The sequence below is a fragment of the Loktanella sp. DJP18 genome, assembly GCF_049310965.1.
Classification (GTDB): domain Bacteria; phylum Pseudomonadota; class Alphaproteobacteria; order Rhodobacterales; family Rhodobacteraceae; genus Loktanella.
Genome location: NZ_JBMERN010000320.1, coordinates 1 through 1,365 on the forward strand (window position 1 = coordinate 1; position 1,365 = coordinate 1,365).

Genomic DNA, 1,365 nt, shown 5'->3' on the forward strand with positions numbered 1-1,365 from the left:
CTTTTTTCTTGATCGCTCAAAATGCAGGCTCTATCTGCAGTCTTGAGGCAACGCGTAGTCTTACCGTTGCTTCACCTCCCTGTTGGACTTCGCCGGGCCTTTGTGCCCGGCTTTTTTTTGGCCCCGCACAAAGCCTCAGGCACCACGACCATCAATGCGAAACCCTGTTCTACGGTACCGCGATCTGCGCTCATCGGGGATAATGTTGCATGGTCCAAGCAACTGTTTCGATATCGAAAACAGTGGCGCAATCCCGTGAGTTTTGCTGCAAATTTTCTTCGCATTTTTTTCGACGCCTTAAGCGATGCAGCGATAAATACTTCTGTTTCGGCTGAAACAGGGGTCTTAGGCAGGACGTGGCTTAACAACTTTGGCGGGAGCATTGATCGTTTACCAAAACTCGGAGGCGAACCGTGGTGCTCGGATGCCGGATGTAACTGGAGAGGAAGCTCAAATGACAACGTTTCGTAACTTAGGGTTCGCTTACGTGTTCGCGATTCCCGCTACGGCAGTCTCGGCACTCGATCTCGGCGGCATTTCGGTCAATGCAGGAGTCGGTCTAGGAAAGAGCGGCGTGAAGGTTGACGCCGATGTCGGACTTGGCGACCGGTCGATCACGACCGATGCGCAGGTTGGCGGACAATCAAACGGGGGACTGGGCGCAACTGTTGATGCCAACGTCGGTGGCTCGTCGACGGGTGGTGGAGGCCTGAACGCCGACGTGGACGCCAATGTCGGTGGAGGGTCCGGCGTCACCGCATCGGTCAACGTCGGCGGCGGTGGAACGGGTGGCGGCGGCACAGGCGGTGGCGGCGGCACAGGTGGCGGTAGCGGTGGCACTGGCGGTGGCGGCACCGGTGGCAACGGAGCCGGTGGCAGTGGCGGAGCCGACGGCGGTAGTGGAAATGGGGGCGGCGGCAACGGTGGCGGCGCGGGCGTGCCCAACGGTGGCGGCGTTGGGCTGACCGACTCGAACAGCCGCAACTTTACGGCCGTCCAACCCATGACTCCGGTTCTCGGACTTGCGGGTCTGACCGTCTGGAGCAGCGACAATGTCTTCATCGGTGTCGTGGTTCAGGACGACGCACGCGTCGGCAACATGATCAAGGTTTCCGTCCAGTTGAATGGTCGCCTTGGCCTGTCCCCCAAGCGGGTCCAGTTCCAGTTCAGTCCGGCAGCCCGGCGCAATGACCGGATCGTGCTGAACCTGACCAGCGGCGAGCTTGCGCGACAATTGTCCTGATGCGACAGATCGGGGTGGCCAGACCGATGGCCACCCTGAAACGGACGGTTGAAAAGGACGGATGCGGTATGCGGGATCGGACAAGGACGGAGTCTGCGATCGTGTCCCAATGCTTGGTGTAA

The 1,365-nt window shown here is 59.9% G+C and carries 1 protein-coding gene; it reads left to right on the forward strand.

Annotation, left to right across the window (positions count from 1 at the left end):
- The first annotated feature begins 454 nt into the window (after positions 1-454).
- A complete protein-coding gene (locus ACOI1H_RS25585) occupies positions 455-1,243 on the forward strand; it encodes a hypothetical protein (RefSeq protein WP_422441140.1) in 789 nt (262 codons plus the stop codon).
- Positions 1,244-1,365 lie beyond the last annotated feature (122 nt).